The organism is Saccharothrix texasensis, assembly GCF_003752005.1.
Taxonomy (GTDB): Bacteria; Actinomycetota; Actinomycetes; order Mycobacteriales; family Pseudonocardiaceae; genus Actinosynnema; species Actinosynnema texasense.
In genome coordinates, this window is sequence record NZ_RJKM01000001.1 from 1,537,016 (window position 1) to 1,563,260 (window position 26,245).

At 72.5% G+C, this 26,245-nt stretch carries 20 protein-coding genes; 5 read left to right on the plus strand and 15 right to left on the minus strand.

Going from position 1 to position 26,245, the window contains the following annotated elements; translation table 11 throughout:
- Positions 1 to 4 precede the first annotated feature (4 nt).
- The 11 genes from EDD40_RS05605 to EDD40_RS05655 all read right to left on the minus strand — a co-directional run bounded on the left by EDD40_RS05605 (position 5) and on the right by EDD40_RS05655 (position 16,436).
- Positions 5 to 868 (minus strand): 3-hydroxybutyryl-CoA dehydrogenase, encoded by an 864-nt coding sequence (locus tag EDD40_RS05605; RefSeq protein WP_123747790.1) that lies wholly within the window; start codon positions 866 to 868, stop codon positions 5 to 7.
- Positions 869 to 930: 62 nt separating this feature from the next.
- Positions 931 to 1,926: a 3-oxoacyl-ACP synthase III family protein gene (locus EDD40_RS05610; RefSeq protein WP_123741930.1), complete on the minus strand. Its 996-nt coding sequence runs from the start codon at positions 1,924 to 1,926 to the stop codon at positions 931 to 933.
- 11 nt (positions 1,927 to 1,937) lie between these two features.
- Positions 1,938 to 2,135, minus strand: a complete 198-nt coding sequence (locus EDD40_RS44755; protein ID WP_123741931.1) for an acyl-CoA carboxylase epsilon subunit — start codon at positions 2,133 to 2,135, stop codon at positions 1,938 to 1,940.
- Positions 2,135 to 3,679 carry an acyl-CoA carboxylase subunit beta gene (locus EDD40_RS05620; RefSeq protein WP_123741932.1) on the minus strand — a complete coding sequence of 515 codons (1,545 nt, stop codon included), beginning with the start codon at positions 3,677 to 3,679 and terminating at the stop codon, positions 2,135 to 2,137. Before EDD40_RS05620 ends, EDD40_RS44755 begins: the two co-directional genes overlap by 1 nt.
- A 5-nt stretch (positions 3,680 to 3,684) precedes the next feature.
- Positions 3,685 to 4,992 carry a crotonyl-CoA carboxylase/reductase gene (gene ccrA / locus EDD40_RS05625; RefSeq protein WP_201440315.1) on the minus strand — a complete coding sequence of 436 codons (1,308 nt, stop codon included), beginning with the start codon at positions 4,990 to 4,992 and terminating at the stop codon, positions 3,685 to 3,687.
- A gap of 591 nt (positions 4,993 to 5,583) precedes the next feature.
- Positions 5,584 to 7,461: a CBM96 family carbohydrate-binding protein gene (locus tag EDD40_RS05630; RefSeq protein WP_148088693.1), complete on the minus strand. Its 1,878-nt coding sequence runs from the start codon at positions 7,459 to 7,461 to the stop codon at positions 5,584 to 5,586.
- 199 nt (positions 7,462 to 7,660) lie between these two features.
- The gene (locus tag EDD40_RS05635) at positions 7,661 to 10,021 is read right to left on the minus strand and encodes a family 43 glycosylhydrolase (protein ID WP_123741935.1); all 2,361 of its coding nucleotides are present in this window, start codon (positions 10,019 to 10,021) and stop codon (positions 7,661 to 7,663) included.
- A gap of 50 nt (positions 10,022 to 10,071) precedes the next feature.
- Positions 10,072 to 12,990 carry a beta-xylosidase family glycoside hydrolase gene (locus tag EDD40_RS05640; protein ID WP_123741936.1) on the minus strand — a complete coding sequence of 973 codons (2,919 nt, stop codon included), beginning with the start codon at positions 12,988 to 12,990 and terminating at the stop codon, positions 10,072 to 10,074.
- Between the two features lie 64 nt (positions 12,991 to 13,054).
- Positions 13,055 to 14,110 (minus strand): LacI family DNA-binding transcriptional regulator, encoded by a 1,056-nt coding sequence (locus EDD40_RS05645; RefSeq protein WP_201440311.1) that lies wholly within the window; start codon positions 14,108 to 14,110, stop codon positions 13,055 to 13,057.
- Positions 14,111 to 14,833: 723 nt separating this feature from the next.
- The gene (locus tag EDD40_RS05650) at positions 14,834 to 15,277 is read right to left on the minus strand and encodes an MGH1-like glycoside hydrolase domain-containing protein (RefSeq protein ID WP_211348098.1); all 444 of its coding nucleotides are present in this window, start codon (positions 15,275 to 15,277) and stop codon (positions 14,834 to 14,836) included.
- Between the two features lie 94 nt (positions 15,278 to 15,371).
- The gene (locus EDD40_RS05655; protein WP_211348099.1) at positions 15,372 to 16,436 is read right to left on the minus strand and encodes an extracellular solute-binding protein; all 1,065 of its coding nucleotides are present in this window, start codon (positions 16,434 to 16,436) and stop codon (positions 15,372 to 15,374) included.
- 45 nt (positions 16,437 to 16,481) lie between these two features.
- Between EDD40_RS05655 and EDD40_RS05660 the strand changes: the two genes are divergently transcribed.
- From EDD40_RS05660 to EDD40_RS05670, 3 genes are all read left to right on the plus strand, one after another.
- On the plus strand, positions 16,482 to 17,492 hold the full coding sequence (locus EDD40_RS05660) for a LacI family DNA-binding transcriptional regulator (RefSeq protein WP_123741938.1): 1,011 nt from the start codon (positions 16,482 to 16,484) through the stop codon (positions 17,490 to 17,492).
- A 62-nt stretch (positions 17,493 to 17,554) separates the two neighbouring features.
- On the plus strand, positions 17,555 to 18,901 hold the full coding sequence (locus tag EDD40_RS05665; protein ID WP_246037437.1) for a beta-xylosidase: 1,347 nt from the start codon (positions 17,555 to 17,557) through the stop codon (positions 18,899 to 18,901).
- A gap of 95 nt (positions 18,902 to 18,996) precedes the next feature.
- Positions 18,997 to 19,674, plus strand: a complete 678-nt coding sequence (locus EDD40_RS05670) for a single stranded DNA-binding domain-containing protein (protein ID WP_123747793.1) — start codon at positions 18,997 to 18,999, stop codon at positions 19,672 to 19,674.
- Positions 19,675 to 19,745: 71 nt separating this feature from the next.
- On the opposite strand, the gene EDD40_RS05675 is transcribed toward EDD40_RS05670, so the two are convergent.
- Together EDD40_RS05675 and EDD40_RS05680 are read right to left on the minus strand one after the other, a co-directional pair.
- Positions 19,746 to 20,306 carry an EF-hand domain-containing protein gene (locus EDD40_RS05675; protein ID WP_201440305.1) on the minus strand — a complete coding sequence of 187 codons (561 nt, stop codon included), beginning with the start codon at positions 20,304 to 20,306 and terminating at the stop codon, positions 19,746 to 19,748.
- 125 nt (positions 20,307 to 20,431) lie between these two features.
- Entirely contained in the window at positions 20,432 to 21,298 is an 867-nt protein-coding gene (locus tag EDD40_RS05680; RefSeq protein ID WP_123741939.1) for a LysR family transcriptional regulator, read from the minus strand.
- 91 nt (positions 21,299 to 21,389) lie between these two features.
- Here EDD40_RS05680 and EDD40_RS05685 point away from each other — a divergent pair, with 91 nt between their 5' ends.
- Positions 21,390 to 22,106, plus strand: a complete 717-nt coding sequence (locus EDD40_RS05685; RefSeq protein ID WP_123741940.1) for an SDR family oxidoreductase — start codon at positions 21,390 to 21,392, stop codon at positions 22,104 to 22,106.
- Between the two features lie 446 nt (positions 22,107 to 22,552).
- On the opposite strand, the gene EDD40_RS05695 is transcribed toward EDD40_RS05685, so the two are convergent.
- Positions 22,553 to 22,954 (minus strand): ATP-binding protein, encoded by a 402-nt coding sequence (locus EDD40_RS05695; protein WP_123741942.1) that lies wholly within the window; start codon positions 22,952 to 22,954, stop codon positions 22,553 to 22,555.
- A 71-nt stretch (positions 22,955 to 23,025) separates the two neighbouring features.
- On the minus strand, positions 23,026 to 23,214 hold the full coding sequence (locus EDD40_RS05700; protein WP_123741943.1) for a hypothetical protein: 189 nt from the start codon (positions 23,212 to 23,214) through the stop codon (positions 23,026 to 23,028).
- Between the two features lie 803 nt (positions 23,215 to 24,017).
- Between EDD40_RS05700 and EDD40_RS44275 the strand changes: the two genes are divergently transcribed.
- On the plus strand, positions 24,018 to 26,210 hold the full coding sequence (locus EDD40_RS44275) for a rhamnogalacturonan lyase family protein (protein WP_170184962.1): 2,193 nt from the start codon (positions 24,018 to 24,020) through the stop codon (positions 26,208 to 26,210).
- Positions 26,211 to 26,245: the final 35 nt, after the last annotated feature.

Here is a 26,245-nt window from a genome sequence, read left to right on the forward strand (position 1 = left end):
CCCGTCACGGCTGGTAGATGTGGAAACCGCGGCCGGTCTTGCGGCCGAGCAGGCCGGCGTCGACCATGCGCAGCAGCAGGTGCGGCGGGCTGTAGTGGGGTTCGCGGAACTCGCCGTACATCGCGGTCGAGATGGCGGACACCGTGTCGAGGCCGATCAGGTCGGCCAGCGCCAGCGGCCCCATGGGGTGCGCGCAGCCGAGCGTCATCGCCTTGTCGACGTCTTCGGCGGAGGAGAAGCCGCTCTCCACCATGCGGATGCCCGCCAGCAGGTACGGGATCAGCAGGGCGTTGACGATGAACCCGGCCCGGTCGCCGGAGCGCACGGGCTGCTTGTGCAGGGTCCCGGCGACGAAGGCCTCGGTGCGCGCGTACACGTCGGGGTCGGTGAGCAGCGAGCCGATCAGCTCCACCAGCGGCATGGCGGGCACCGGGTTGAAGAAGTGCACGCCGATCACGTGGTCGGGTCGGGAGCTGACCTTGGCGAGCCGCGAGATCGGGATGGACGACGTGGTCGACGCGAGGATCGCGTCGGGCGCCTCGACGACCGCGTCGATGCGGCGGAACACCGAGAGCTTGGCGTCCTCGTCCTCGGTGGTGGCCTCCACGACGAGCTGCCGGTCGGCGAGGTCGGCGAGGTCGGTGGTGAACACGACGGCGGACAGCGCCGCGTCGCGCTCGGCCTCGGTGATCTTCTCCTTGCGCACGGCCTTGTCCAGCGACCTGGTCAGCCGGGCGCGGCCGGCCACCTCGGACGCGGGTCGGGACACGGCGACCAGGACGTCGAGCCCGGCGCGGGCGGCGACTTCGACGATGCCCGCGCCCATGGTGCCGCAGCCGACGACACCCATCTTCTTGATCTCGCCCATCACGACCACGCCGCGCGTTCCGACCGCCACGCCCGTCTCGTCCATCTCGACTGTCGTGCTCATCAGGAGGCCCACCTCATCAAGCAGGATCCGATCGCCATGCCGCCGCCGAACCCGGCGAGCAGCACCAGCTGGCCGGGTGCCAGCTGGCCGGTGCGGTTGGCTTCGTCGAGCGCGACGGCGACCGACGCGCTGCCCGTGTTGCCGTACTTCTCGACCGTGCGGTGCGTGGTGGCGGAGGTGAGGCCGCACAGGCGCACCAGGTCGTCGATCATCACGCCGTTGGCCTGGTGCGGCACGAAGTGGTGCACCTCGGCGAGGTCGATGCCCGTGCGGCTCGCGAGGCCCGCCAACGCGGGTGGGACTTCGCGTTCGACGAACTCCCGGACCTTGCGGCCCTCCATGCGGAAGTAGTGGCTGCCGTCGGCGACGGTCTCGGCGGAGGCGGGGAGCCTGCTGCCGCCCGCTTCGACGCGGATCAGGCCGTGCTCGTCGCCGCGGCTGGCGAGGTCGAAGCCGATGATGCCGCCGCCGTCCGCGGCCGGTCCCACGACGGCCGCGCCCGCGCCGTCGGCGAACAGGATGGCGGTGCGGCGGTCGGAGTGGTCGAGGATGCGGGAGTAGACGTCGGCGGCGACGACGAGGGCGTGCGCGCCGGGTTTCTGCGTCACCAGGCTGTGCGCCAGGGCGAGGGCGTAGACGAACCCGCTGCACACGACGTTCACGTCGAGGCAGGCCGCGCGGTAGGCGCCGAGGGCGTGCTGGACGACGTACGCGGTGGGTGGTTGCGGGTGGTCGCCGGTGGAGGTGGAGACGATCAGGTAGTCGACGCGGTCCGCGTCGAGCCCGGCCTGCTCCAGGGCCGCGGTGGCCGCGTGCACGGCGAGGTCGGAGGTGGCTTCGCCGGGTGCGGCGAAGCGGCGGGTGCGGATGTGGGTCTTGCGTTCGATCCACTCCGGGGTGACGCCGACCCGCTCCGCGATCTCGGCGTTGCCGATCTCCTCCTTGGGCAGGTACGAGCCTGTCCCGAGGATCCCGACGGGCTGTCTGCGGTGCACGTGTCCACTCCTCACGAGCGCCAGGACCCGGCCGGGTGGAACCGCACTGGGGGAATGCGGTTCCACCCCGCTCGGGGGCGTTCCGGAGGCCCGGCGCGTCGCCGCGCGCCCGCCGCGAGGGCGAGCACCACGGCGGTGAGCGCCGCGAGTTCCCGGTCGTCTGGGACTCCGCCCCGGATCACCTGGATGGATGTCTGTAGCGCGGTCATCAGACCGGCGGGTTTCCGTGCTTGCGGGACGGGAGGTCCGCGTGCTTGCCACGCAGCATGTCCAGTGCCCTGATCAGGGTGAGCCGGGTGTGCCTCGGGTCGATCACGTCGTCGACGAGGCCCCGTTCGGCCGCGTAGTAGGGGTGGAGCAGCTCGCTCCGGTATTCCTTGATCTTCTGGGCGCGCATGGCGGCGGGGTCGTCGGCGGCGGCGATCTCGCGGCGGAAGATGACGTTGGCCGCGCCTTCGGCGCCCATGACGGCGATCTCGTTGGTGGGCCAGGCGAGGGAGATGTCGGCGCCGATGGAGCGGGAGTCCATGACGATGTAGGCGCCGCCGTAGGCCTTGCGGAGGATGAGCTGGACGCGGGGCACGGTGGCGTTGCAGTAGGCGTAGAGGAGCTTGGCGCCGTGCCGGATGATGCCGCCGTGCTCCTGGGCGACGCCGGGCAGGAAGCCGGGCACGTCGACGAGGGTGACGAGCGGGATGTTGAACGCGTCGCACAGCTGGACGAACCGCGCGGCCTTCTCGCTGGCGTGGATGTCCAGGACGCCGGCGAGGACGGCGGGTTGGTTGGCGATGACGCCGGTGACGTGGCCGTCCAGGCGGATCAGGGCGCACAGGATGTTGTCGGCCCAGGTGGGGCTGATCTCGAAGTGCTCTCCGTCGTCCGCGATCTCGGCGATGACGGCGCGCATGTCGTAGGACTGCTGCGGGTCGGAGGGGACGAGGTCGAGCAGCGCGTCGGTGGTCCGGTCGGCGGGGTCGTCGGAGTGGGCGACGGGCGGCAGTTCGCGGTTGTTGGCGGGCAGCAGGGAGAGCAGGTAGCGCACGTCGGCCAGGCAGCTCTCCTCGTCGTCGTAGGCGAAGGTGGCCACGCCGGAGACGCCGGCGTGCACGTCGGCGCCGCCCAGGCCGTTCATGTCGATCTTCTCGCCGGTGACGGCCTGGACGACGTCCGGGCCGGTGATGAACATCTGCGAGGTGTCGCGGACCATGAACACGAAGTCGGTCAGGGCCGGTGAGTAGGCCGCGCCGCCGGCGCAGGGCCCGAGCATGACGGAGATCTGCGGGATGACGCCGGAGTTGCGGGTGTGGCGCTGGAAGATGCCGCCGTAGCCGGCGAGGGCGGTGACTCCTTCCTGGATGCGCGCGCCCGCGCCGTCGTTGAGGCCGACCAGCGGTGCGCCCGCGGCGGCGGCGAGGTCCATCACCTTGTGGATCTTCTCGGCGTGCGCTTCGCCGAGGGCGCCGCCGAAGACGCGGAAGTCGTGGGCGTAGACGAAGACCGTGCGGCCTTCGACCATCCCCCAGCCGGTGATGACGCCGTCGCTGTGCGGTTTGCGGTCCTCCATGCCGAACCCGACCGCGCGGTGCCTGCGGAACGGTTCGATCTCGTGGAAGGAGCCTTCGTCCACGAGGAGCGCGATCCGCTCGTGCGCGGTGAGCTTGCCCTTGTCGTGCTGGCGGCGGGTGGCGGAGGGGTCGGGGCCCTGGTGCACCGACTCGCGCAGCGCGGTGAGCTCGTCGACCCGCTCCCGCATGCTCGTCACGGCGTCACCCGCAGGAGGTTGAGGCGGTCTTCCCCGATGCGGGCCCGCAGGTCGGGGTCGGTCACGCCGAGACCGGCCTCCGGCGCCAGGCACAGCACCCCGACCTTGCCGACGTGCTCGTTGTTCTGGACCAGGCGGGCGGCTTCACCGACGTCCTCGAGCGGGTAGACGGCCGACAGCACGGGCACGACGTGGCCGAGCTGGAACAGCCGGTTGCACTCCCACTGCTCCTGGAGGTTCGCCGCGTGGCTGCCGATGATCCGCTTGAGGTTCATCCACAGGTAGCGGTTGTCGAATTCGTGCTGGTACCCGGTGCTCGACCCGCAGGTGACCACGGTGCCGCCCTTGCGGACGACGAAAACGGAGATGCCGAACGTGGCGCGCCCGATGTAGTCGAAGGCGATGTGGGGGTCTTCGCCGACTTCCCGGCGGATGGCCCGGCCGAGGACCTTGCCCATTTCGATGGCGTGCTGCCCGTCGCGGGGCGTGGTCAGGCCTATTTCCGCGCGGTTGATGACGACGTCGCAGCCGAGTTTTCGGGCGACTTCCGCCTTGGCCTCGGAGCCGACGACGCCGACCGGGATGCCGCCGCCGTTCTTGACCAGTTGCACGGCGTTCGCCCCGAGGCCGCCGGTGGCGCCCCAGATGAGCACGACGTCGCCCTGCTTGACGCGGGCGCCCTTGTCGCTGACGAGCATCCGGTAGGCGGTGCTCGCGCACAGCGGCGCGGACGCCGCCTCCTCCCACGTGAGGTGGGCCGGTTTGACCAGCAGTTGGCTGGCGCGCACCACCGCGTAGTGGGCGAGGCCGCCGAAGTTGGTCTCGAAGCCCCAGATGCGCTGGTCGGCGCCGAGCATGCCGTCCGCGTGCGTGGCGGGTTGCTGGTCGTCGACCTGCACGCAGCTCACCACGACGTGGTCGCCCGGCTTCCAGTGCCGGACGCCGTCGCCGACCCGCACCACGACGCCGGAGGCGTCGGAGCCGAGCACGTGGTAGGGCAGGTCGTGCCGCGCCGCGTACCCGCCCTGCTTGCCGAACCTGCGCAGGAATTCGAAGGTCGAGACCGGTTCGAAGGTCGCCGACCACACCGTGTTGTAGTTGATCGAACTGGCCATCACCGCAACGAGCACCTCGTCGGGGGCGATTTCGGGCATGGGGACCCGACCGACCCTGAGCGATTTCCGGACGTCTTTGTCCTGAGCGACACCGAACATCTCCGCGTCGTCGGCGACGACGTGCGCGGCGAGGTATTCGGTGGGAGGCGCCGAGGCAGCGATGGAATTCAATTCCATCCCACCAGCCATGGCGCAAAGCTACGACCGGCCGGTGAACACGGCCAACCCCTAGGGCTCCCCTAGCCCCGACCCCGGGACGGGGCGATCGGGCCCCGTGACCGGGGTCCGACTCCGGCCGGGCTAGAGGCGACCGACTGAGCGGCCGGTCGCCTTGGGCCGCGTCACCGGGTACTTCACCTGTCCGACACCGGGCGTGAGCGCCCGGTTACCCAGGACGCACAGGGGTCGGGTCCGCCAGGGTGGTCTTCGGGACCGCGCAAGGCCGTGCCGGCGACCTCCGGCGAACGGCCGATCAGCGCTGTGACCTGCGTCTCAAGTTCGAGGACAGCGTTACGTCGGCCTTGCCGGAACCCGGTCTGCGGGGGTCACGACGATCTTGCCCGCCGGCGGCCAGGAACGCCGCGACGCGCTTGGCGGTGCCCGGGTCGACCACGTCGGTGAAGGCCGGGTAGCGGTGGATGGTCAGCGACGGGTTCGCCGACCATCCACCCCGGTGAGCCGGCCGAGCTGATCGGCGGCGTCTCCCGGCAGGTCCTCACCCGGACGCTGCGCCGGCTCCAGTCCCTGCGGCCTGGTCGAGCCGGTCGGGGCTCGGTGCGGTCAGGCGACGCCGAACGAGTACGTGGCGTCGTAGGTGCTGACCGTCCCGTCGGGCCGGATCGCGTAGACGCTCAGGCTGTACCAGCCGGGAGCGGGTGGCGTCCAGGTGATCGTCGCGGTGCCGTCGGAGCCGGCGGCGACCTCGGTGTGCGGCTCCAGCCAGTCGAAGGAGTACCGGTACGCGGCGGCCCCCGACCACGTGGGCGGCGGCGTGAAGGTGAACGTGCCCGGCACGCCGGTCCCGCCGTGCGGGACGCCGTCGGCGGGGTAGGCGTCCGAGGTCACGCCCGGCCACGGAGGGAAGGCCAACGACCAGGACGCGCGGTCCGACGTCCAGCCGTTGTCGCTGCGACTGCGCACGGACACCTGGTGGCCGTTCTCCCGGTCGGCGCGGAACGTGACGGTCGCCGTGCCGTCCGGGCCGACCGGGACGACGCGCTGCTCCTGCCCGTCGAGCTGGTAGGCGAAGTCGACGGTGCGGTCGGCGACGTCCGCGTGCGGCGTGAACCTCAGCGTCACGTCGTGGCCGAACCGGGGCGGCTCCCCCACCACGGACACCGCGGGGTGGCTGCTGGGCACGAAGATCTGGAACGAGACCGGCTGCGAGCTGCGGCCCGCGGCGTCGATGGCCCGCACCCGCAGCTTTCGCAGTCCCGAGCCGGGCGGGGTGAGGGCCGCGGTGGCCGTGCCGCCGAGCCGGTCGGCCCGGACGGTGGTCCCGCCGGTGAACCGGTCGGGGCAGATCAGCCTGTTCAGCTCGCCGTACGTGCAGCCGGGCACGGAGAACTCGCCCCAGGTCCACTCGAAGCCCTTGACGTCCTCGTCGCCGCCGCCGTCGAAGGTGAACACGCCCGGCTCACCCACCGGGGCCCACCCGGATTCGTCCAGCGGGTAGTTGGCGGAGGTCACCGCCGGCACGGGCGGGTCGGTCCCGTCGACGGTGAAGTGGCACGGCTCGGACCACTCCGAGGTGTCGGCGCCGTCCGTGACGCGGGCCTGCCACGAGTACGTGCGCCCGTCGGTGAACAGGCCCGCCGCGAACTCCCACCGCGCCACCCTGGTCGTCCCGGTGTGCTGCGCGCGCTGCTCGGTCCGCGTCGCCTGGTCGTCCTGCGGCCACAGGGCGAAGTCGACGGCGCCCCCGGAACCCCGCTGGTCGTCCGGGTCGGGGTCGGCCGGCAGTGCTTCGAGCACGACGAAGTGCTTGCTCAACCTCGGGTACGGGGCGGTGGTCGCGCAGGGCAGGCCACCGTTGTACCGGTGCTGCTCCACGATCGACGGGGCCCGGTTGTGCTGCACGGTCAGCGCGGCGCCGTAGTACCCGTCGAGCGCGCGGCCGTACTGGACCTCGCGCTCGAACCGCGCGGGCACCGCGATCTCCAGCGTGATCCGGGACTTGCCCCGGCTCAGCGCGTCGCGCACGATCGCCGCCACGTCGAAGGACGGGTAGCCGACGCAGAGGTCGGTGGCGGTGAAGTCGTCCACCCAGCGCTCGCGCTCCGGCGCGGTCGCCCAGGTCGGGTCCACGGTGGCGGTCTTCGTCTCCCACAGCTCGATCGCGCGCTTGGCGCAGTCGGCCACCGCGCTCTCGCGCAGGTGCAGGGTCGCGGCGCTGACCCCCGCGCCCGCGAACGCGGCGACGTCGAACGTCAGGTGGACGCGCGACACGTGCGGCCGGCCGGCCGACTTCGACGCGCCCAGCGGCACGTCCTGGCCGGCCCAGGGGAACGCGGTGTGCGGTGCGGCGGAATCCGTGTGCGAGGCCGAAACCGGGAGGAGCCGGCTGTGGTGGGGTGCGGCGGTCGCGGTTCCCGGCAGTGCGGTGAGCGCGACCGCGGCGACCCCGCAGAGCGCGAGCAGGGATCTTCGTGTCGACATGGTTCCCCCCGATGTCTTGTGCGGCCGGACCGGGTCCGGGCCGACCACGGGACATCCTCGCCCACAGCGACGTTCCGCCACGGCGTTTTCACCGGACGGACCCGGCCGCCGGTTCTGCGCGCTCGCACCGATCGCTCACTCGCCGATGTCACGAAGCCGTGGCGGCCCGGGGGGGGATCGGGCCGCCACGGCTCTCAGGTCAACGGCAGGTGCGGGCTTCGTAGGGGATGGACAGGGTGGTCGACACCGGGTGACCGTCGATCGTCGCCGTGGCGGTGGCGGTCGCCGTGCCCGCGGTGATGGTCGACTGCCGGGTGTTGAACGGGTGGGAGCGGGTCTTGCCCGGTCGGACGTCGTCGAACGACTTGGCGCCGTAGGGCGTCTCGACGGTGATGTCGACGGGGACGGACTCGTGGTCGGTGACGTGCACGGTGAGCTTGACGTGCGGGCCGGCGCAGCGCGTGTCGGCGCTGCCCGCGACCTTCAGCGACGGCTTGGCGAACTGCCAGCTGTCGACCTCGACGAGGTCCTTGCCGTCAGGTCCGACGAACGTGAAGTACACGTCGTGGACACCGGAGACGCCGTCGAGCCCGGCCTCGACGTCGGCCCACTCTCCGATCGGCGCGTCGACCGGGATGGTGGTGACCACCGGGCCGGCGCGGTCGTCCAGGCGGACCTGGATGGCCGTGCCCGCGGTGAGCGGCTTGACGCGGGCCGACACGCCGGTGGCGCCGCTCCCGAAGTCCGCCGACGACAGCGAGGTCCAGTCGCCGTTGTCGACGTCGTGCAGCGCGAGCTGCGGCACGTCGTTCGGCGCGTTGAGGCGCTTCGTCGCCAGGCCCTGCTGCCAGGCGATGGTCTCCGCCTCGACCCTCCGGTAGGGGTCGAGGTCGCGGATCTGCTCGACGCCGTCGAAGGTGCCCAGCACCTCCTTGACGGTGCCGTCGGCGTTGAACTCGAGCTTCGCGATGTGCGGGCTGCGGAAGCCCTGGGTCGCGCCGCCGGTGATGCGGCGGTTCAACGTCTGGGCGTGGTAGGTGAAGTAGTGCTCGCCGCCGAGCTCGAAGACGGACTGGTGGTTGTTGCCGCCCGCGCCGAAGTAGACGCCGGGGTTCTTGAAGATGACGCCGGCGTAGTTCGCGGGCGTCCACGGCCCCATGGGGTTGTCGGCCATGAGGTAGGCGATGGCGCCGGTCGGCGGGCCGTTCGGGTCGATCGGGCCGCCGAAGCCGAAGTTGGACGAGTAGGAGTAGTAGTACTTGCCGTCGCGCTTGAAGACGTGGCCGGCCTCGAACATCAACGGCGCGTCGATGGTCTCCGCCGCGCCCTCGGTGCTGATCATGTCGTCGCCGAGCTTGATGACGCGGGTGGACTTGGGGTGGTTGGTGTTCTCGGCCGAGTTGGAGCCGTCGTTGCCGCCGCCACCGAAGTAGAGGTAGCCCTGGCCGTCGTCGTCGACGAACACGCCCGGGTCGAACAGCCAGTTGCGGCCGTCGGACGCGCCCGGCGTCTGGCTCGTGATGAGCAGGCTGCCGCGCTCGTCGCGCCACGGGCCCAGGGGCGAGTCGCCGACCAGGACACCGGTGGCCGCGCCGTTGTTGGCGAAGTACAGGAAGAACTGCTCCTTGCCGTCCACGACCCGGCTCTCGACCGCCGGCGCCCACGACTGCGAGGCGTACCGGGCCAGTCCGTTCGGCCCGGCGACCGGGATCTCGCCGTGGTCGGTCCAGTTGACCAGGTCGTCGGAGGAGATGACGGTGATGGTGTTGATCCCGCCGTAGGTGTTGGTCGGCGAGGTCCCGTCCGGGCCGGGGTTGTACACCTGGGTGTCGTTGGTCATGTAGACGTACACCCGGCCGTCGTGGACGAAGGCGTTGCCGTCCGCGCCGAACTTGTGGGAGATCAGCGGGTTGCCCTCGCCGGGGTTCTTGCCCAGGACCTCGATGGTGGTCGACGGGGTGAACTCGCGCAGGGTGACGTCGTCCACCGTGAAGTCCATCAGGTGGACCGCCGGCGCCGCCGCCGGGTCCGCCGTCCACGGCGTCTCCACGAAGATCCGCGGGGTCGCGACGCCCTGGGCGGCCGGGATGGTGAAGGTGCCCTGGAGCAGGCCCCACTGCCCGCGCGGCGTCGTGCCGGTGCCGAGGTTGGTGTAGGTGGAGCCGCCGTAGTGCATGGTCACGAAGAACTGCTTCGTGGCCGGGCTGTCCGGGTTGTCGTACTTCACCCGGGCGGTGACGGTGTAGGTCTTGCCGGCCTGGACCTTGCCGGCCAGGTCCTGCGCGGGCCCCGACCCGGTGGTCTTCCGGTTGGTCACCCGCACCGCGCCCGTGCCGCTGTAGGCGTCGGCGGTGGGCGCGAGGGCGGCGCCGTCGGTGGCGTTGCCGCTGTTGACGGTCCAGCCGGTCAGGCCGTCCTCGAAACCGGGGTTCGTGACGAGGTTCGGCTCGGCGGCGGTCGCCACCGGGGTGGCCGCCAGGCCGGCGGCGACCAGGGCGCCGACGGCGGCGAGGACTGCGGCTCTTCGCCGCCCCGACCGCTGCGGACGTTGTTGTTCCACGGGATCTCCTTGTGCTGTGTGCTTCGGCGGATCTGCTCGCGGGCGCGGAGCTACCTGCAGGCGCGCGCGTCGTGCGGGACTTCGAGCGCGACCGAGCGCGGGACGCCGTCGACCGTCGCCGACGCCGTGACCGACACCGACCCGGCCGGCACGCCCGACTCCCGGGTCGTGAACGGGTGGGAGCGGGTCTTGCCGGGCGGGACGTCGCGGAACGACTTGGCGCCGTGCGGCGTGGTGATCGAGACGTCCACCGGGACCGCCTCGTGGTTCGCCACCTCGACGGTGAGCTGCACGTGCGGTCCGGCGCACCGGGTCCGCGTCGACGCCCGCACGGCCACCGGCACCCTGGCCACCCCGAGCCGCGCCAGCTCCAGGCTCAACGCCCGTTCCGGCGCGTCGACCTGGTTCTGCGTGCCGAACGCGGTCCGCCGCGCGGCCTCGGCCTTGCGCAGGGCTTCCCGCATGGCGGACCACGCCGCGGCCGGGTAGTGGTGCTCGTCCAGGGTGGACGCGTGCGCGATGGCGGCGTCGAGGGCGGTGGTGTCGAGCGGCTCGCCCTGCGCGGTCAGGGTGTCGCTGAGCAGGAAGTGGTCGAAGTCGACGGTCCCGCCGGCCTGCTTCGTCGCGTAGTTGAACAGGCCCCACCGGTGGCCCATGAAGTGGGCCAGGCTGCCGTCCAGGGTCTGCGGCCCGACGCGCTGCCCCAGCCGGTGCCAGCTCAGCCCGTCCAGGCTGTAGTGGAACGTCGTCCAGCCCTGGCCGGTCGGCGCGTCGAACTCCACGTCGCCCTTGAGGTGGACCTCGGTGGCGTCGCCGAGCGGCACCTCGGTGCCGGGCACGAAGCTCTCCGCCGCCGCCCGGTCGAACGTCACCGGGAACGGCTGCACCCGGTTGACCACCCCGAGCGTGGCCCGGCCGTCGACCCGCTTCACCGCGGCGTAGGAGAACCCGCGGTTGTACATCGCCAGGCCCGCCACGTCACCGTCCTTCATGCCGGCGAAGTCGAGCTTGGTCTCGGCCGAGCCCTTCGGGCCGAACGTCCGCTGCGAGAGCGTGTTGCGCGCCTCCTCGAACCACGTCAGCCCGGCCCGGTTGGACAGCTTGCCGTAGGCGTAGTCACCCGTGAGGACCTTGCCGGTGGTGAGCCTCAGCCAGCCCTCGCGGTCGGTCAGCGACCAGTGGCGGTTGTCCGGGGCGTGGTTCCACTCCCACGCCAGGCCGAGCCGGGAGCCGTTGGGCGCGACCTCCGCCTCGGTCGGGTGCTCGGTGGTCACCGGCTGCCCCACCACCGACACGTCGTCGAGCAGGTACTCCACGCTCGACGACGGCGGCTGCGGGTTCGCCCAGGGCGTCTCGACCGCGAACTTGACCTTGTCGACGGCGGCCGCGGCCGGGACGGTGTAGCGGCCGGAGACCGTCGTCCACCGGCCGACCGGGACGTCCCCGGACGCCATCACCTGCACGCCCGCGCCCCAGTCGGCGACGAGGTTGAACCGCACGGTCGCCGGGCCGGCCGCGTACTTGACCCTCGCCGACACCGCGTAGGTCACGCCGCGCTGCAGCACGCCGTCCAACTGCTGGTTCGGCCCGGAGCCGTTCAGGGTCCGGTCGGCCACCTTCAGCGCCGTGGCGCCGTCGGCCGGCTCCAGGGCGAGCCGCGCGCCGAACTGGGCCGCCCACGGCGTCACGGCGCCGGACTCGAACCCGGGGTTGCGCACCAGCTCCACGCCCAGGAGCGACTCGTCGACGTCGGGCGGGGACGGGATGGTCCACCGCTCGTCCATGTAGGCCTTGTGCGGCGCGTCGTTGGCGAAGTCGTCGGAGGCGACCAGGCTCTTCTGGCGCTCCAGGGTCTCCTCGGCCGGGCTGAGCCGGATCGGCTTGTCGAACAGGCCGTTCACCGGCACCGCGCCGGCGGCGCCGAACGTCGGCCACCCGTCCTGCCACGTGGCGGGGATCAGCGCCGGGATGCGACCGACCGGGAACGAGTCGCGGAAGAACATGCCGTGCCAGTCGGTGCGGCCGTCACGCGAGATCGGCACGAGGCTGCCCTGGGCGAAGCCGTTGGAGTTCAGCGCGCCGCGCGCCTGGTAGGGGTTGGCGCCGTCGGCGGTCGCGTAGCGCCCGAGCAGGTGGGGTGAGCGGAAGAGCACCACCTGGCGTCCCTGCCCGGACGGCCACGTGATGATCACGACGTAGTAGTTCCCGTCGATGTACTGCACCTGGGCGCCCTCGAACAGCCCGCCCAGGAACGGGGACCCCGGGAAGTCGGACGGCCGCAGGATGTTCGGGTACTCCGCCACCACCCGCGTCAGGTCGCGGCTCAGCTTGACCGCGCTCGTCGAGCCCGACCCGTAGAAGATGTAGGGCGTGCCGCCGTCCCGCTCGTCGAAGAACAGCGACGGGTCGTGGAACGCCCGCCCCAGCGGCACCCGCGTCCACGCGCCGTCCTCGATGTCGTCGGTGCTGTAGAGGTAGGAGCCGCCCAGGTTGTTCGTGTTGAAGGCGACGTAGAACTTCCCGCCGTGGTAGCGCAACGACGACGCCCACTGGCCCTGGCCGTAGGAGTTCTGGCCGTTGCGCAGCGAGAACGAGTCGCCGATGTCCAACCGGTCGAAGACGTAGTTGACGACCTCCCAGTTGACCAGGTCGTAGGACTTCATCACCGGCGCGCCCGGGCTCAGGTGCATGGTCGTGCTGATCATGTAGTAGAGGTCGCGGCCCTCGTCGTTCTCGGCCGCCGGCACCCGCTCCACGCTGACGTCGGGCACGTCGGAGTTGAGCAGCGGCACGGAGTAGGAGCCGTCGCCCTTGTCGGTCGACGTGTAGGACGACGCGGGCGTCCACTCGTCCGCCGCGTGCGCGGTGACGGGGACCAGGCCGGCGGTCAGCAGGACCGTCGCGGCGGCGGCCGGCAGCGTGCGCATCAGCCGCCGGGGGCGTGGGCGGGAGTGGACGAGCGGAGGCATGGCGGCTCCAGGAACGGTGGTGACGGGAGTCGGACTCGGTGGCGCTGAACGGGGACCGCGCCGGTCACCGGTCCGCCGGGCGGGGCGACGCGATGGACGAGCGGTCCCTCCTGGGCATGGGGACGCGGTGAACGGTCGGCGCCGGTAAGCGCTGCTCGGCCAGGAGCACCTCGACGGCCTTCGCGCCCAGCTCGTAGCGCGGGACGGCGATGGTGGTCAGCGCGGGACGCATCCACCCGGCGAGCGGGTGGTCGTCGAAGGAGACGACGGAGACGTCGGCCGGCACCGCGAGCCCGGCGTCGGACAGGGCTTGGTAGGCGCCGAACGCGAGCCGGTCGTCGAAGCAGATCAGGGCGCGGGGGCGGACGCGCCCCAGCAGCGCCTTCGTGGCGGCGAAACCCTGTTCCGGCAGCCACCACCGACAGGACCGCGCGCCGGCGATCTCCACGCCGGCCGCGTCGAGCACCTCGCGGATGCCGACGAGGCGCTCGGCGGCGGTGATCGAGCCGGGTGGCACGTCGTCCGGGTCGACGCCCGCGCCCACCAGGCAGATGCCGTCCCGGTGCCCGGCGTCCAGCAGGGCGCGTGCCGCGGTCCGGCCCGCCTCGACCTCGTCGGGCACGACGACCGGCAACGGCGACGACCGGTCGGGCAGGGCGTTGAGCAGCACGGCGCGACCACCTTCGATCTCGTCGGGTACGGACACGTGCCTGGTGTTCATCGCCGCGTACACGATCCCGTCGACCCGGCGGTCGAGCATGGCCGCGATCAGCTTCTGCTCCGACTCCCGGTCGCCGTCCGTCTCGCCGACGAACAGCAGCGCGCCGTGCTCACGGGCCGCGTCGACCGCGCCGCGGATCATGTCCCCGGCCAGACCGGACGTGGCCACCGCGTCGGAGATGAACCCGAGCGTGTGGGTGAAGCCGGCGCTGAGGCCGGCGGACAGGACCTTGCGACGGTAGCGGTAGCCCACGTCCTTCGCGGCCTGCCGCACCCGCAGTTCGGCCGCCGCCGAGATCCGCAGGTCGCGGCTCCGGCCGGACAGCACGAGCGAGGCCGTCGTGACCGAGACGCCGGCTTCCTTCGCCACGTCGGCCAGCGTGACCCGTTGTCGGTTCACCGGGATCTCCCGCACACGAGGCTCCGGACGGCCCGTGCCGGCACCGCGCCGCCGGCGAGGCGGGCGTTGCCGGCCCTCGGCGCCGTGCCGGCTTGGACCATGGACCTGGGAGACGTGCGCCGATCCGTCAGGGACGGGTGGACGCCGTGACCGGGGACTCGGGGCTCGCCAGTCCCGGGGCGGGGTTCTGCCCGCGCGAGCCGAGCGCCGGTAAGCAGCGACCGCGGTCGACGCACCGACAAGTGCTCTCATCGACGGGGAACATGGACTACCTCCTGGACTGCGTTGTCCCGGCGTTGCGCTCGGCGGTCGGCGACGTCCACTCGGGACGAGCCGGGCAGCGGTCCCACCGGGCTGAGCACCGGCGGGTGTCCTGGCTGAATGTTTTGGTCTTGACACCTGAACTTTCGGGCCAATGTAGCGCCGCGTTCCCAGCGAGTCAACGGCGAACCGGCCCGAACATGTGAACGCTCACCTAGCACCGCTGAGCAGGCCCTGCACCATGCTCCAGCCCTAACCCGGCACCGCGAACAGCATGTTTACCGTGACCCTAGACCATTTGGCGTAGCCGATCACGCACGCGGCTCACCCTCTTTGTGAACGTGCACATTGACGACCGCAGGCCGTCCGCGCGATCAGCTGCGCGCAGGTGGACGCTGATGGTTCATGACCATCGACCGACTGTTCAGGCCGCGGGCGCCGCGCTACCGCCGGCGTTCGGCGTCACCGGCCAGCACCAGGTAGGCGCTCGCCGTCCAGGTGTAGGCGGATCGGCGGCTTGACGAAGTTGTGCAGCACCTCGGCGTGGGTGATCGAGTCGGCCAGCGCCCCCTCCTCGGTCTGGTGGTCGAACACCACCTGCAGCTGGTCCCAGGCCGACTCCGGCGCCCCCGGCGCCAGGGCCAGGGCGTTGAAGCAGTGGTCCCAGCTCCACACCTTGTCCATCCAGTGCTTGGACATCAGCACCGCCGGCCGCGTGACGAACCCGGCGGGCGACACGGTCGCGGACCACAGCACGTGGCAGGCCAGTTCGGCGGCCGGCGTGCGGTCGCCGCGCCAGGGCGCCGCGTCGGCGAACCGCGGGAAAGACCGTCGTGACGCGGTGGCCACCTCGGTGAACGTCGCACCGGACGAGAAGGCGCGGCGGGCCGTGGTGAACTCCTCCACCGCGATCTCCCACCCCCGCCGTCCTGGACCGCCCGCTCGGCCGTGCCCAGCGCGGCGGCGCCGACTGCCCGGGACTGTCCCGACAGGACGACGGTCACGCGGCAGCGGTGACCGGTCTCGTAGGAGGTGAAGACGTGCGACGAGGTGACCGGGTCGTGGAAGAAGTACTTCCCGGTGAACGGGTCGGGGTCGGGTCCGCGGCGACGAAGCGCTGGGCCAGCACGAGCAGCGCGGTGGCGGGCACGGACGCGACGACGGCCGTGGCCATGATCGCGTTCCACTCCTGGTTGTTGTTGCCGGTGTAGCGGTAGATGCCGAGGGTCAGCGGTTTCAGCGCGCCACCGCTGTCCAGGGTGGCGGCGAACAGGAAGTCCGACCACGCCCACAGGAACGCGAACAACCCGGCGGTGACGACCCCGTTGCGGCTGGCGGGCAGCACGACCGACCAGAACACGCGCAACGCGCCCGCGCCGTCGATCCGCGCCGCCTGCACGACCTCGTCGGGCACGGTCGACATGAACGAGGCGAGGATTAGCACCGCGAACGGCACCGCGATCGTGGAGTCGGCAAAGACCGCCTTGTTGTAGTAGAGCGCCAGGGTGTTCGCCCCGATCGGCACGCCGTAGGTCATCCCCTCCGACTCGCCCGCCGCCAGGAGGTTCGGCGACGCCGGGGACGCGTCGACACCGGTGTCCTGGTTGGCCTTCGGCATGCCCGCCTCGGCGAGGGTGGACACCACGGGGTTGTCCACGACCAGGGCGTTCGGCGCGACCCCCTGCTGGGCGGCGAGCAGGACCTTGTTGGTCAGGTCCGACGTGTCGTACGCCTGGCGCTCGACCGCCACGCCGGCCCGCGCGCCGCAGTCCTCGACCACCGTCGCCCACTGGGAGCCGCCGTCGAACCGGGGGTACGGGTCCCACACCGCGAACGTCCCGCCCCCGGCGTCGCCGGAGTCCCCCGCGGACGAGGTGCAGGCGGACAGGGTCAGACCGGCCGCGAGCAGGGCGACGGCGAACCGGCGGGCGATCGGTGAGGGTTCACGGGGTGGTGTTCCCTGGCGGCTGCGCTGACGACCCGTCAAGACGTCGAGGTCGAACCGGTTCGACCCGTGCGACGTCCGGTCAACGTCACCGTCCGGGCAGACCCGTGCAGGCCTCATGGGCCTATCATCGACACTCTGTCGAACCGGTTGAACGGAGAGCGCATGAACATCGGCGAGATCGCGAAGCGGGCGGGCGTGTCGCGCAGCACGGTGTCCTACGCGCTGAGCGGGAAGCGCCCGGTGTCCACGGCGACCGCCCGGCGGATCAACGAGGTCATCGACGAGCTGGGCTTCCGGCCCAACGCCAGCGCGCGGGCGCTCGCCGAGGGGCGGACCCGCACGCTGAGCCTGGTCATACCGCCCGCCAGCAGCCGGCTCACCGACGCGCAGCTCGGCTTCGTGGCCAGCGTCGTCGAGGTCGCCGCCACCCACGACCTCGACGTGCTGCTGTCGCCGAGCGGCGGCGACCACGACCGGTCGTTCGAGCGGATCGTCACCGGTCGCCGGGTGGACGGGGTGATCCTGATGGAGATCCTGCTGGACGACGCGCGCGTGGCGCGGCTGGAGCAGGCCGGGCTGCCGTTCGTGACCATCGGCCACGTCGAGCACCCCGGCGCGTCGTGGTGGGTCGACGTGGACTACGCGGCGCTGATCCGGCGCTGCGTGCACCACCTCGCCGACCTCGACCACCGGGACGTGGTGCTGATCAACCGGTCCGACGAGCTGGTGGCGGCGGGCTACGGGCCCGCCGTGCGGTCGTCGGCCGGTTTCCAGGAGGCGGCGGACGCGCGGGGGCTGACCGCGCACACCGTCTACTGCGCCGACGAGCCGGCGGCGGGGCTGACGTGCTTCGAGGACATCCGGCGGCGCTGGCCCGAGGTGACGGCGGCGGTGACGATCAACGAGGCCGCGCTGCCCGGCCTGCAGCAGGCCTTGCACCGGGCGCGCCTGGACGTGCCGCGCGACTTCTCCATCACCGGGGTCGTCGCCGGTCGTCTCGCCGAGGGCTTCCACCCACCGCTGACGGCGGCGGACGTGCCCGCCGAGGAGATGGCCCGCCTCGCCGTGGACCTGCTGGTCGAGCGGATCGCCGACCCCTCCGCCACGCCTCGCAACGCCCTGCTGGAACCGGCCGTCTCCCTGCGGTCGAGCACCGGCGCCCGCCGCCGCTGACGAGGTCCGCGACCGTCCCGCCGCCGTAGGTCGAACCGGTTCGTACACCTGAGGAGTCGATCGTGCGTCCCCAACCCGGCGGACCAGCCGCTCCCCCCGCGGCCCCGACCACGCCCGGCGCGCCCGCCGCCGAGTGGGTCGGCGTCGACTTCTCCGCCACCGGCGGCGCCCCGACCCACCGGGCCTCGGGGTGGATCTACGGGATGACCGAGGACGCGTCCGGCCCCGCGGACCGCTTCTTCCACGACGTGCGGTTCCGCCGCATGCGGGCCGGCGGCGCGCAGCTCGACAGCCCCGGCGGCTGGGTCTCGGGCAGGTACGACCGCCGCTGGCGCGCGACCCGGGCGCAACTGCTGCGCACCCGGTCGTTGGGCGGCGAGTTCATCCTGCTGCCGCACGACCTGTGGGGCGCGGACGGCCACCCCATCGCGCGGTTCCCCGGCGACGACGGCGACTGGGCGGACTACGACGACTTCCTGACCCGCCTGATCCACGACGTCGGGGCCGCGGGCGCGCCCGTGCAGTGGGACCTGTGGAACGAGCCGAACCTCCCGACCTTCTGGAACCGGCCGCAGGCGCAGTACTTCGAGCTGTGGCGTCGCACCCACCGGCGCGTGCGGGCGGCGTTCCCGCGACAGCCGATCGTGGGGCCGAGCTTCGCGGGCGTGCCGACGACCGACGGGCCGTGGTGGAACCAGTACCTCGACTTCGTCCACGCCACCGACACGGTCCCCGACGTCGTCAGCTGGCACGCGCTGCCCGGCGACCCGGTGGCCGACGTGGCGGCGGCGGACACCACGCTCGACGCGCGCGCCATCCCCCACCCGCGTCCCTACCAGGTCAACGAGTACGGCGCGGGCGACGAGCAGAACCCCGGCGCCGGCTCCTGGTACATCGCCAGGCTGGAACGCGCCGGCGCCGACGGCCTGCGCGCCAACTGGGCCGGCGCGGCGGACCTGCACGACGACCTCGGCAACCTGCTCGTCCGCGACCCGTCCGGGCGGCACCTGCCGAAGGGCGAGTGGTGGGTCTACCGCTTCTACGGCTCGCAGACGGGCCTGGTGGCCTCGGTGACGCCCGGTCCGACCCGCGACGCGTTCGCCACGGCGGCGCCGGGCGTGGCGAAGGTCCTGGTCGGCGGTCGCGGCACGCCGGGCGCCGTCGCGGTCGCGTTGCAACGCCTCGACGCCACCAGCGGCATCGTGCGCGACGGCCGGGTGCGGGTGGTCGTCCACCGCGTCCCGCACAACGGCGGCGGCGCGGTGCGGGGGCCCGTCGCCGTCCGGGACGCCGTCGTGGCGCTGTCCGGCGACGCCACGACCGTCGACCTGCCGCGCGCCGACGTCGAGGACGCGTTCACCATCACCGTCCTGCCACCGCCGGCGGGTCGGGGGGTGGGGATTCCGTAGTGGATCGTCCCTTCCGCCGGCGGGCCGCGCCCGCGACCGCGATGGTGGCGGGACGCCGGGCCGCACCGGCACGGCTGGGTCGGAAGGGGTTCGGCATGCGTCGGTCACCGCGCGGCATCTCCGCGGTGTTGGTCCTGGTGCTCGTCTCGACGGGGGTGGCGCTGCCCGCCCGGACGGCGGAGGCGTCGCGGCACGTGGTGTCCATCGCCCACGCGCGGACCCTGCCGCCGGGGACGGTGGTCACCGTGGCCGGCACGGCCACCACCCCGTCGGGCGCGTTCGAGTCCAGCTTCTTCGACCGGGGTTTCGCGATCCAGGACCGCACCGCCGGGATCTACGTCAGCGTCCCGGCCGACCCGCACGTGACCCCTCGCGACAAGGTGCGGGTGACGGGCACGCTGCGCGACAGCTACGGGCTGCTCGTCCTCGTGCCCGCCGACCCGGCCGAGGTCCACGTGCGGGGCAAGGGCCCGGAGGTCCGCCCCGTGCCGCTCGCCACGGGCGCGGTCGGCGAGGCCACCGAAGGGCTGCTGGCGCGCGTCACCGCCACCGTCACCCGGGCGCCGGCGTCCGACCTGCCGTACGGGCACAAGTTCTTCGTCGACGACGGCTCCGGCGAGCTGACGATCTTCGTCAACACCGGGACGGGCATCGACCTGACCGGGCTCGCCGTGGGCCGCACCGTCCGCGTGACGGGCTTCAGCAGCCAGTTCGACACCCACTACGAGATCGACCCGCGCTCCCCGGACGACATCGTGGTGCGGCGACCGTGAACGGCGCTCGCCGGGGTCGGTGAGCGGACCCGTGCGGCGGTGGCGAGCCGCCGCACGGGGTCGCGGACGGGTCACGCCACGGGGCGGCCCATCCACCAGTTGCCCGGCGCGTCCGGGTCCGTGCTCGACCAGAACTCGACCGTCGCCCGGGTGAACTCCTCGGCGGTGAGGTAGCCGTCGCCGTCCACGTCGAGGTGGCCGAACGCCTCGGCGGCCTCGGCCTCGGTCAGGTCGGGGAAGTGGCCGCGCTGGAACGCGAGGTACTCGTCCGGGCTCACGCGGCCGTCGGCGTCGAGGTCGGCGATGCCCAGGAACGCCTCCGCCACCGCGCCGACGCTGCTCCGCGCGGCGTCCGGGTCGTCGGCGAGGGAGCCGGTGGAGGCGACGAACTGCTCGCGCGAGATGGACGTGCCGCCGCCCGGGATGTGCGGCAGGTGCAGCTCGTGCCAGATCCGCAGGTAGGCGTCGACGATCCGCTGCTCCTGCGGCGAGTCGGGGTCGTGCCCGAGCGCGGCCGCGGCCCTCTTGCCCATCAGGACGTGGTCCTGCTCGGTGAGCAGCCCGTCGCCGTCGGCGTCCAGCCGGGTGAAGCCGTGGTTGATCTTCGCCTTGAGCATGTCGTTGACCGGCACGAAACCTCCGCACGCACGTGATCGGGTGATCCGGACGGCTCACAGGATGGTGCCGCCGCCGGCCGCCGGACAACGCCCGAACGGGTCGCCGGGACGCACGATCGGGTGGACGTGGTGCAGGGCGCTCAGCGCGGTGCGGCGTCGCGGAGCCCGGCCGCCGAGCGGACGAGCGCGGCGATGGCCCGGGAGCTGCTGCCGGCCGGCCAGGCGATCACCGTGGTGACGTCCGGCGCGTCCACGACGGGCACGGCGACGTGGTCGGGCCACTGCCAGGCGCGGCTGGACGCGGGGATGACGAGCAGCGCCTTGCCGAGCGCCACGAGCTGGGCGAGCTGCGACTGGGTGCGCACCTCCGGTCCGGGCCCGTCCGGGTAGGTCCCGTCGAGCCGGGGCCAGCGGGCGATCGGCAGGTCCGGCACGGCGCGGACGTCCGCGAGCGCGAGCCGGTCGCGGGCCGCCAACGGGTGCCCCGCGGGCAGGAGCGCGACCTGGCCCTCGACGTGGAGGTCCTCGGTGTCGAAGCCGACGAGGTCGTCGAACGGGCGGTGCATCAGCGCCACGTCGGCGCTGCCGTCGCGCAGCAGCCCCGCCTGCTCGCCCACCTCGCACAGGAGCACCTCGACGGGTGCCGCGCCGGGTTCGCGGGCCGCCGCGTCGAGGAGCCGTTGCAGCAGCTCGTGCGACGCCCCGGCCTTCGTCACCAGCACCAGCGGCCGCCTCGGGTCCCCGGCGCGGCGGGTCCGGCGCGCGACGGCCGCGACCGCGTCGAGCGCCGTCCGGGCCTCGCGGAGCATCACGCCGCCGGCTTCGGTGAGCGCCACGCCGCGGCGGTCCCGGTCGAAGAGCCGAACGCCGAGCCGCTGCTCCAGCCGGCGGATCGCCCGCGACAGCGGCGGCTGCGCGATCCCGAGCCGATCGGCGGCACGTCCGAAGTGCAGTTCCTCGGCGACGGCGACGAAGTACGCCAGTTCCCGGGTCTCGAGGTCGTGCACGGACGGAGCCTACCGCGTGATACCCGTGGGGTATCACGGCTTACCGGATCGATCTTGGACAGCGGGGCGCGACGCGCCGAGCATCGCTCTGGTGGACGACACGAAGATCGCGCTGGTCACCGGCGCGAACAAGGGAATCGGTTTCGCCATCGCCCGGGGCCTCGGGGCGATCGGCTTCACGGTCGCGGTGGGCGCGCGTGACGGGGCAAGGCGCGAGGACGCCGTCGGACGGCTGCGCGCGGAGGGCGTCGACGCGTTCGGGGTCGCCCTCGACGTCACCTCCGACGACAGCGCCACGGAGGCGGCGGCGACCATCGAGCGGACCGCGGGACGGCTCGACGTGCTCGTCAACAACGCCGGCATCGCCGGCCGGTCCGACGACGGCGCCCAGGACCCGACGACGCTGGACCTCGACGTCGTCCGCGCCGTCCTCGACACGAACGTGCTCGGCGTGGTCCGGGTGACGAACGCGGTGCTCCCCCTGCTGCGCCGCGCGGGCTCGCCGCGCATCGTGAACATGTCGAGCACCATGGGCTCGCTCACGCTGCGCACCGGCCCCGTCATGGCCGCGTACGCGCCGTCGAAGTCGATGCTCAACAGCGTCACGGCGCAGTACGCCCGCCGCCTCGCGGACACGACCGTCATCGTCAACGCCGCCTGCCCCGGCTACGTCGCGACCGACTTCACCGGTTTCGCCGCGCCGCGCACCCCCGAGCAGGGCGCCGCGATCGCCATCCGGCTCGCCACCCTGCCGGACGACGGGCCGCGCGGCGGCTTCTTCGACGACGAGGGCCCGATCCCCTGGTGACCGGACCGACCCCACCCCCCCTCGACCCGCCCCGCGGCCGACGACGTGGTCGTCGGCCGCGGCGACACCCGCGTCCTCCTGGACCCCCGGGCGGCGCAGGCGTTGTCGGACAAGGTGCTGGACATCACCCTGGCCGTCGCCGCGCACCCCGTGGCGCAGGACGAGGTGGTCGCCGCGCCGACCGGCAGCCGGCGGCCGGACCCCGACGTCCTCCGGCTCCGCGGTCCTCAGTGGACGGATCGCCGCGGTGATCGCGGCGCCGAGCACGGCGACCGCACCGCCGGCCACCAGGTCGTCGACCGTCGCGGCCGTGGCGTCGGGGGGTCCGCGCCGGTCGGACGCCGACGGCGCCGAACGAGTGGTCGAGTTCGTGGTCGATGACGACCTCCTGGTGCGGTGGTTCCGGTCGGCCGGACGGGTCGCGGGCGATCGAGGCGGGTCGGAGGTCAGTCGTCGAACCGCACCTTGGCCCACACGGTCGTGTTCGCGGCGGCCGAGACGACACCCCACTGCTCGACCAGCCCGTCGACGATGAGCAGCCCGGCTCCGAGGCGCCACCGGGCGGCGTGCCGGGGCGTGTGGTCGCGGACCCGGACCGTCACCGTGCCGGTCCACGCGTCCGTCGTCAGCTCCAGCACGTAGGGCGGTCCGCCGTGGCGCCAGGCGTTGTCCAGCAGCTCGCCGACGACCACGCCCACCCGCAGGGCGTCCCGGTCGGACCGACCGTCGACGCGGTTGCGCAGCCAGGACGCGACCTCGGGCCCAGGCGGGCAGTCGTGGTCCTCCATGACCAGGACGACGGTGTCGTGGCCGCGTGCCGGATCACGGGGGTGCCGCTCGGAGTACACGTCCCAGCATCCCGTGACCCGCCCGGGGTGGACCTGACGATCACCTTGCGGTTGCCGGTCCCCACCGCGGCTCAGCCCGTGCAGTACGAGCACGAGTGGGGTCCGATGGCGCGGTCGCGCCCGCTCCAGCCGTCCGCGACCGCGCGGGTCCACAACAACCGCCAGACCGCGTGCGGGTGCCCGGTGTCGTAGGACCGACCGCACTGGTCGCAGATCAGCAGGAGGGCGGCGGAATCGTGCTCGGCGGGAACCGCGGTCACGCTGCCGCAGCTCGACTTTCGTGAGGGGACCGGGAGGCGGGCGTCGGCCGCGACGGTGCGGCGACGCCCGGTCGTGCACGGGGATCGTCACCTGAGAGCGTGCACCACCGCGGCCGACAACGGCGCGGATGAACCTTGCTTTCAGCTTGCGATCCCCGCGCCGGGCGTGACGAGTCGTCAGCTGCTCGGTGCCGGCGGACGCCGAGTCGGTCTTCGACGTCGTGGGGCCCGACCTGGTGCGGCTGCGGCCGGGTGAGCGCACCGTCGAGCGGCAGGTCACGCTGAGCGTCCTGCGCGCCGCGCCTGGACGACGCGCTCGAAGCCCCCGTCACGACCGTCCGCGCGGAACGCGCCACCCCGCCCGGCTTCCCGGGCCCGCTCCCGCGCTGAGAATGGTCGACTCGCGTGGGTACCGCCCCCGCGAGTCGCGACACCATCATGCCCCGGACCACGGCCGTCGCACCTGACGAACACCTGACGAACAGTCGACGATCCGCCTACGCCACGCGGCACGTTAAAACGCTTTCACCCACTGCCCTGGGACTGGGAAATCGCCAACAGCGCTGTTGCCGACCATGATCTCCCTCATGGCTGGAGGTTGACAGCTCCTCGGAACGCCTGGTTCGCTACCGAGCTAGGTAACCGTTTTCATGCGTCATCCCACACGCCGCCGCGTCCTGCCGTGGGAGGCGCCGGTGCCCCCGCCGCCACAACCGAACCGTCCGATCGCCGGGGTGCGCGCCACCCCGGCACGTCAAGGGACCATCATGAGACGACCGACAAAGACGTCCGCAGTCGTTGCCGTGACCGCAGTCCTGTCCGGTATGGCGGTGGCGGTGCTGACCGCGCCCGCCGTGCACGCCGCGACGACCCGGTACGAGGCCGAGGCCGCACCCGCCACCTGCGACGGGGCCCTCGCGTCGAACCACTCCGGCTACTCCGGCTCCGGGTTCTGCGACTCCGGAGGCGCGGTCGGCGCGACGGCCCGGTTCACGGTCGACGCGGCCGGCGCCGGCGCCGCGACCCTCGCCATCCGCTACGCCAACGGCTCCACCGCCCGCCCGGCCGACATCAGCGTCAACGGCGCGGTGGCGCAGGCCGGCTCCGCGTTCGACGGCACCGGCGCGTGGCACACCTGGACGACCAAGACGCTCACCGTGCCGTTGACGGCTGGCCGCAACACCGTGCAGCTCGCCGCCACCACCACCGGCGGACTGGCCAACATCGACTACCTCGACGTCACCACCGCCGGCGGCGAGGCGGGCGTCCGGAAGATGGAGAGCCTGGGCCGCGGCGTGGTGGCGGTGCGCTCCGGCACCACCGGGGTCCTGGTCAGCTGGCGGCTGCTGGGGCTGGACCCGGCCGGGATCGGCTTCAACGTCTACCGGTCCACCGACGGTGGCGGCGAGGTCAGGCTCAACTCCGCCGTGCTGACCGGCGGCACGAACTTCACCGACTCGACGGCCGACGTCACCCGGGCCAACAGCTACCGCGTCCGACCGGTGGTCGCCGGCGTGGAGCAGGCGCCCAGCGGCGCGTTCACCCTGGCCGCCAACCGGGCGGTCGAGCCCGTGGTCCGGGTGCCGTTGCGCGCCGGCGGCGCGGTGAAGTTCCTGTGGGTCGGCGACCTGGACGGCGACGGCGAGTACGACTACGTGCTCGACCGGCAGACCTCGCCGCAGAAGATCGAGGCCTACCGCCGCGACGGGCGGTTCCTCTGGCAGGTCGACATGGGCCCCAACAGCACCGACCAGGACAACATCGAGGGCGGCTCGTCGACCATCGACGTCGGCCACAACGACGGCGTCACCGTCCAGGACCTCGACAGCGACGGTCGGGCGGAAGTCGCGGTGCGGATCGCCAACGGCGTCACCTTCGGCAACGGCGTCCGGTTCACCGACAGCAACAACAACCGCCAGTTCATCGCCATCCTCGACGGCCTGACCGGCGCGCCCCGCGCGACCGCGCCGGTGCCGACCGACTACCTGGCCGACGGCCCGATGTACGCGCGCTTCGGCGTCGGCTACCTCGACGGCGTCAACCCGAGCCTGGTCTCGTTCATGAAGAACCGGATCGGCAGCGGCGACTTCAACCTCATGTTCGCCGCCTGGCGGTTCACCGGCTCCGCGCTCACCATGCAGTGGAAGTTCCTGCGCGGCAACCAGAACCTGCCCGACGGCCACAACACCCGCATCATCGACGTCGACGGCGACGGCAAGGACGAGATCGCCGAGATCGGGTTCGTGCTCAACGGCAACGGCACGCTGCGCTACACCCTCGGCCCGGCCGGCGTGGTGCACGGCGACCGCTTCCACCTCGCCGACCTGGACCCCGGCCGCCCCGGACTGGAGGGCTACGGCGTCCAGCAGGTCAACCCGAGCGGCCTGCGCGACTACTACTACGACGCGGCCGGCGGCGGCATCATCTGGCGGCACACCGAGTCCGGCACCGCCGACGTGGGCCGGGGCATGGCAGGCGACATCGACCCCCGCCACCCCGGCATGGAGGTCTGGGCCTTCTCCGGCGTCTACAACGCGGCCACCAACCGGCTCACCCAGTCGAGCACGTCGTTGCAGCCGTGGCCGCAGCTGGGCCTGTACTGGGACGGCGACACCACCATGGAACTGCTCAACGACGGCAAGTTCGAGAAGTGGAACCCGACCAGCCCCACCACGACCAACAGCGTGCCGCGACTGCTCACCACCTCGCAGTACGGCGCGGTCGACGCGGCGCAGGGCAACTCCCCCACCCTCTACGGCGACCTCTTCGGCGACTGGCGCGAGGAAGTCGTCCACACCAACGCCGCGTTCACCGAACTGATCATCTTCACCACCGACCGACCGAGCGGCACCAGGCTGTACACGCTGGCGCACAACCCCGCCTACCGCAACGCGATGACCCTCAAGGGCTACCTGCAGTCCCACCACGTCGACTACTTCCTCGGCGCGGGCATGGCCACTCCTCCCCGACCGGCCATCACCTACCCGCCGAGGTAGACCCGCCCGGCGCCGCCGGGTGACGTGAGCCAGGA